We start from the raw sequence: 6537 nt of genomic DNA on the forward strand, positions 1-6537 counted from the left end.
CCCACAAGCTCAACGTGCTCGAAGACGCGGCGGTCAAGGCACTGGTGGCCGAAATCGGCGCCGTCGATGTGCTCTTCAACTGCGCCGGCATCGTCCATAACGGTTCTGTGCTCGACATGAAGGATAGCGATCTCGAGTTTGCCATCGATCTCAACGTCAAGGCGATGATCCGCACCATCCGCGCAGTGTTGCCGGGCATGCTGGAGCGCAAGGATGGCTCGATCATCAATATGTCCTCGGTCGCCTCGAGCATCAAAGGCGTGCCGAACCGCTTTGCCTATGGCGTCACCAAGGCCGCCGTGATCGGGCTCACCAAGTCGGTCGCTGCCGATTATGTCACGCAGGGCGTGCGCTGCAACTGCATCTGCCCCGGCACGGTGGAAAGCCCCTCGCTGCAGGACCGCATGCGCGCCCAAGGCGATTATGACACGGCGCGCGCCGCCTTCATCGCCCGCCAGCCGATGGGCCGCCTCGGCACGCCGGAGGAAATCGCCGATCTCGTCGTCTATCTCGCGGGCGCCACCTATACGTCCGGCCAAGCCTACGCCATCGACGGCGGCTGGACGATCTGAGCTTTTCGCATGGCCGGCTCGCTGCGAAAGCGGATGCCGGCCAACCCAACGGCCTAGCCAAACGGGAAAGACATCATGACCCGCATCACCGACATCCGCGTCTTCGACCTTCGCTTTCCGACCTCGCAAAGCCTCGATGGTTCCGATGCGATGAACCCCGACCCGGATTATTCCGCCGCCTATGTAATCCTTGAGACCGACAAGCAAGGTCTCGCCGGCCACGGCTTGACCTTCACCATCGGCCGCGGCAACGACATCTGCTGCGCGGCGATCGAGGCGATGCGCCATCTGGTCGTCGGCACAGAACTGTCGGAGGTGAAGGCGCATCCCGGCAAATACTGGCGGCATCTGACGAGCGATAGCCAGCTTCGATGGATCGGGCCGGAGAAGGGCGCAATCCATCTTGCGACCGGCGCCATCGTCAATGCTGTATGGGATCTTCTTGCCAAGGAGGCCGGCAAGCCGGTCTGGCGTMTCGTTGCGGAATTGCCGGCCGAAGAGATCGCCGATATCGTCGATTACCGCTACCTCACCGACGTGCTGACACGCGAGGAAGCAATTGCCATCCTCAGACAAGCCGAAGCCGGCAAGGCGGAGCGCATCGCCACACTCGAGAAGGAAGGGTATGCCTGCTACACGACCTCGGCCGGCTGGCTCGGCTATGAGGACGAGAAGCTGCGCCGTCTCTGCCAGGAAGCGATCGATGCCGGCTTCAACCACATCAAGATGAAGGTCGGCCGTGACCTGCAGGACGATATCCGCCGCCTGAGGATCGCCCGCGAGGTGATCGGCCCGGACCGCTACCTGATGATCGACGCCAACCAGGTTTGGGAAGTCGGACAGGCTATCGACTGGGTCAAGCAACTCTCCTTCGCCAAGCCCTTCTTCATCGAGGAACCGACGAGCCCTGACGATGTCGCCGGCCACCGCAAGATCCGCCAGGGCATTTCCCCGGTGAAGGTCGCGACCGGCGAAATGTGCCAGAACCGCATCATGTTCAAGCAGTTCATCGCTGAAGGCGCGATCGATATCGTGCAGATCGACTCCTGTCGCATGGGCGGTCTGAACGAAGTGCTCGCCGTGCTCTTGGTCGCGGCGAAATTCGGCCTGCCGGTCTGGCCGCATGCCGGCGGTGTCGGGCTCTGCGAATATGTACAGCACCTGTCGATGATCGATTATGTGGCGGTGTCGGGCACCAAGGACGGCCGCGTCATCGAATATGTCGACCACCTGCACGAACACTTCCTCGATCCCTGCATCATCAAGGACGCCGCCTATATGCCGCCGACACGGCCCGGCTTCTCGATCGAGATGAAACCTGCCTCGATTGCCGGCTACACATTCCGTGGATAGGGCGGTAGGCGCCTTTTCAACGGCTTTCCCCGGCATGACTGCTGGGGAAAGCCGTAGGGCCGGCCATTGCAAAAAGCTCCCGGTTCTTCTATAAGATTGGCCTGTAAAGGCTGCTCGAAAGAGCCCTTTGCGAGCCTCGGGTAGCCCATTTGGCCTATTTCTAACTCGCTGTTTTTTCTCACATCTTTCGTTGATACGGAATCGATCTAGCAGATTGATTCTGTCACCTCCTGGTCAATTTTCGAACGTCCAGCCATCGAGAACGGGCGTCAGAAGGCGGTTTGCTCATATGCGCTCACCAGGTAGGCGCAGCCTGCCGATCTCGTGTTCCGGATTTGAAAAGGCGAACCCCCGATCCATCCCACGCCATAGCCCATAGAGTTGCAGCAACAGCACCTTCTCGGCTCTCAGCCGTCAGTTCCTTTGCCGGCGAAGATTAGGGACCAGTAATAGCTGATTCTTCTCAATGGGTTGGACCGCGGCCCGTCTACGGGATCAAAACAGCGGCTTTGCCGCGTCGATCGCAAAAATCATGTGGGGATGACACGACTTTAAAAGACGAATCGAATTTCTGTTAACTGACGGAGATATCAGGGGAAATTGTAATCCCTCTGTCGTAAACTCATGATCCTCGCCCCTCCCGCTAAGGGCTTGTCTGCCGGAGTACCTTGCCAGAATCGCTGCGATCGGTAATCGTCACGGATAAACAGCCGTTTCTGGTATTTTTCCGTGATGAAAGATTAGAGCGTGAGCAAGGCACAAAGGACTTCTCGGACCCTTCAGCGTAGCGTCGATGAGACGATCGGCGCCCATGCGTCGACGATCAGTTCGCAGTTGCAGGCGATCAGCGAAGCCCTGTTTCCGCCAACCGCGAGCAAGACACTGCGCCGCTTCACCTCGGGCGAGGCTGCCAAACTCATTGGTGTCTCGGATTCGACCTTGCGAAAGATGACGCTTGCCGGCGAAGGCCCGCAGCCCGATGTCGGCACCAACGGCCGACGACTATATTCCTTGCGCCAGCTCAATGAGCTGCGTGTCCTGCTTGCCGCCTCCGCCCGTGGACGTGAAGCGCATGAGTTCCTGCCGCGCCGCGGCGAGAACGACCATCTCCAGGTCATTGCCGTTACCAACTTCAAAGGCGGATCGGGCAAGACCACGACCTCCGTGCATCTTGCGCAATATCTTGCCCTGCAGGGTTACCGCGTGCTCGCCCTCGACCTCGACCCACAGGCCAGCATGTCCGCGATGCTCGGCGTCATGCCGGAGACCGATGTGCGCTCGAACGAGACGCTCTATGCGGCGATCCGTTATGACGAGGAGCGTCGCCCGCTATCCGAGGTCGTGCGAAACACGTATTTTGACGGTCTGGATCTCATTCCCGGCAATCTCGAACTCATGGAGTTCGAGCACACGACACCACGCGCGCTGACCCGCGGCCACCGGGATGGCGAAGGCGTGTTTTTCATGCGCGTCGCCAAGGCGCTCGACGATGTCGCCGAAAATTATGACGTCGTCGTCCTGGATTGCCCGCCGCAGCTCGGTTACCTGACGCTGAGTGGCCTTTGCGCCGCAACCTCGATGATCGTCACCGTGCATCCGCAGATGCTGGACGTGGCGTCCATGAGCCAGTTTTTGCTGATGACCCATGATCTTCTCGCCGTCGTGCGGGAAGCGGGCGGCGAGCTCAATTATGATTTCATCCGTTATCTACTGACCCGCTACGAGCCGCAGGATGCGCCGCAGACGAAAGTCGCTGCCCTCTTGCGCAATCTGTTCGACGATCACGTCATGATCAATGCGATGGTGAAATCGGCGGCGGTCTCCGATGCCGGCCTCACCAAGCAGACGCTCTATGAGATCGGCCGCGAGAACCTGACGCGTTCGACCTATGATCGTGCGATGGAAGCGCTCGATGCCGTCAATGGAGAGGTCGAGATGCTGATCCGGCAGGCATGGGGGCGCATATAATGCTCTCCTTGATCAATACCGATTTACCTTGTTTCGACGGAGCAGCGGATCTGTTGGGAGCTCCCAACAAGAGGGGCTGGCGTGTAAGTATCCGGCTAAGATCCGTCCGTCTATCGGCAGCCATCACGCGTGTTGGGAGCTCCCAACTGCGCTATTCCGGCTTGCCCGCATCCGACTGGAAAGGAGAGAATTGATGAGCAGACGCGATACGGTCAATTCACTTTTCATGCGTAAAACGGATGCATTGGCGCCATCTGCCGGTGTCGAGAAGAACCCGGACAGGGTGCGCACTGGTGCCGTCTCGGCCATGGGCGCATCTCTGCAGGAGATGACGGAAGCGGCACGTGCGGTCGGAAGACTGCAGGAGCAGATTTCGTCAGGATTTTCCGTTCTGGAGATCGACCCATCGGACATTTCCAATTCCTCCATCAGCGATCGTATCCCGATCGAGCGTGATGCTGATTTCGATGCGCTGGTGACAAGCATTGCCGAACACGGCCAGAAGGTGCCGATCCTGGTGCGCCCCGATCCTAACAAGGAAGGGCATTACCAGATCGCCTATGGCCGCCGCCGCCTGCGTGCTGCGGCAAAGCTTGGGCTCAAGGTCAAGGCGATCGTCCAGAGCTTGAGCGACAATGAACTGGTCATCGCACAGGGCAAGGAAAATCTCGACCGGCAGGATCTCTCCTTCATCGAGAAGGCGCTGTTTGCCCATCGTCTCGAAGAGGCCGGTTATCCGCGCGAAGTCATTATTGCGGCACTCTCGACCGATAAGGCCGATCTCAGCCGTTATATCTCGGTTGCCCGTGGCGTGCCGCACACTGTGATCCTGGCGATCGGCCCGGCTCCCAAGGCAGGCCGCGCGCGATGGCTGGCTCTCGTCGATGCCGTCTCTTCTTCGCCGACAAAGGTGGAGGCGATCATTGGAGACCAGGCCTTTGCCGATCTCGACACCGATCAGCGCCTGCAGCGCGTATTGTCGAAAATCGCTGCGCGTGATGCCAAGAAGACAACAGGCGAGACCTGGAAAACGCGCCACGGTCAGAAGGCAGCGCAGATCGAACGCTCCGGAGCCAGGACGCGTATCACGTTCGATGAACGCATGGTGCCGGAATTTGCCGATTATCTCACGACCCGGCTGGATGAACTCTTCGAGGAGTTCGGCGCCGTCAGGTCACAACAATAACTGTTGGCAGGCTAGGCCTGCCGATGAGGATCTAACTGTCATGAAAAGGAGCCAATAGGCAAAGAAAAAGGCCCCCGAACAAACATCCGGAAGCCCTCTTCTCTCGTTTAGCACCTAGAGAATCGCACTTCCCGGAATCGCTGTCAAGGTATTTGAACGCCGTTTTGGCGGGCGCCGATGATTTGCCTTTGCATAAGGTGAACCACGATGGATACGGGATTTGTCACGACGCCTTTTGGGCGGCGGCCGATGTCACTTGCCTTGATAAGAGGTCAGCTTCAGGCCGAATCAATTAAACCAGATAAGTCCGTCGACAAGTGGAAGGTGTTTCGCGACGTCTGCGAAGCACGTCCGCTGCTCGACATTTCTGACCGCACACTGGCTGTATTGAACGCCCTTCTATCCTTCTATCCCGAGAGCCATCTCTCTGGTGAAGCGAGTATGGTCGTCTTTCCATCCAACCGGCAGCTCATGGTCAGGGCGCACGGCATCGCAGTCACGACGCTGCGCCGGCACCTAGCGGCTCTGGTGGATGCCGGGCTCATCACCCGCAAGGATAGCGCCAACGGCAAACGTTTTGCCYGCCGGAAGAGCTCAGGCGAGTTGGAAGATGCCTACGGCTTCAGCCTAGTGCCGCTTCTTGCCCGCAGCGAAGAACTGTCTGCCATGGCTCAAAAGATCGAGGCCGACCGGCTTGCACTTCGACGTGCGCGCGAGCGTCTGACGATCTGCCGCCGCGATGTCCGCAAACTGATCGAGACCGCGGTCGCCGAAGGCGTTCCCGGTAACTGGGACGACGTCGAGGTTGCCTACGCCCATCATCTCGCATGCCTGTCCCGCAATGCCGCGGCTTGCGATCTGGACAGCGTGCGCCTGAAGCTCGAAATCCTTCGCGCTGACATCGTCAATCTGTTGACGAACTTCGATAATTTCAAAAAAACGAGCGCCAGTGTGGTTCAAAATGAACCGCACATACAGAATTCAGATACAGATTATCTTGAATTAGAATCTTGTGCGACGGTGCAAACAGAAACGCTGCCGCCTGCGACAGAACCAGTTGATACTAGCGGACCCCAGAAAATATTCCCTCTTGCACTCATCCTGCAGGCTTGCCCGCAAATCAGCGATTATGCTCAGGGAGGGCCGATCAGGGGATGGYGGGATCTCCTGACCGCTGCCGTCACCGTGCGTTCCATGCTTGGGATAACGCCGCAGACGTATCAGGCAGCCTGCGAAAGTCTCGGCCGGGAAAATGCCGCTGTCACCATTGCCTGCATGCTAGAGCGAGCCACCCATATCAACTCACCGGGCGGCTATCTGCGGGATCTGACCCGCAAGGGAGGGCGCGGAGAATTCTCGCTTGGACCGATGCTGATGGCGCTGGTACGTCAGAACAGTCCGGTCGCGCGCAGGGCCTGAGAGGATTTGAGCAAGGTCGATAACCGCTTGCCGTGACCA

General features: G+C 58.9%; 5 protein-coding genes. All 5 read left to right on the plus strand.

From position 1 onward, the window contains the following. Positions 1-572 (plus strand): SDR family oxidoreductase (locus AC1D35_RS34265; protein ID WP_477942324.1); only part of this gene is annotated, 572 nt, incomplete at its 5' end. 75 nt (positions 573-647) lie between these two features. Continuing rightward, positions 648-1925, plus strand: coding sequence for an L-fuconate dehydratase (locus AC1D35_RS34270; protein ID WP_477942326.1), 1278 nt, complete (start codon positions 648-650; stop codon positions 1923-1925). A 747-nt stretch (positions 1926-2672) separates the two neighbouring features. Then, positions 2673-3893, plus strand: coding sequence for a plasmid partitioning protein RepA (gene repA, locus AC1D35_RS34275; protein WP_477942328.1), 1221 nt, complete (start codon positions 2673-2675; stop codon positions 3891-3893). Positions 3894-4086: 193 nt separating this feature from the next. Further along, positions 4087-5079 carry a plasmid partitioning protein RepB gene (gene repB, locus AC1D35_RS34280; protein WP_477942332.1) on the plus strand — a complete coding sequence of 331 codons (993 nt, stop codon included), beginning with the start codon at positions 4087-4089 and terminating at the stop codon, positions 5077-5079. 207 nt (positions 5080-5286) lie between these two features. Beyond that, positions 5287-6498, plus strand: coding sequence for a plasmid replication protein RepC (gene repC, locus AC1D35_RS34285; protein ID WP_477942334.1), 1212 nt, complete (start codon positions 5287-5289; stop codon positions 6496-6498). Positions 6499-6537 lie beyond the last annotated feature (39 nt).

The sequence above is a fragment of the Rhizobium sp. P1_E6 genome (assembly GCF_056405875.1).

Coding starts and splice junctions, on each gene's coding strand:
- repB (WP_477942332.1), top strand. CDS start 4,087: ATGAGCAGACGCGATACGGTCAATTCACTTTTCATGCGTAAAACGGAT.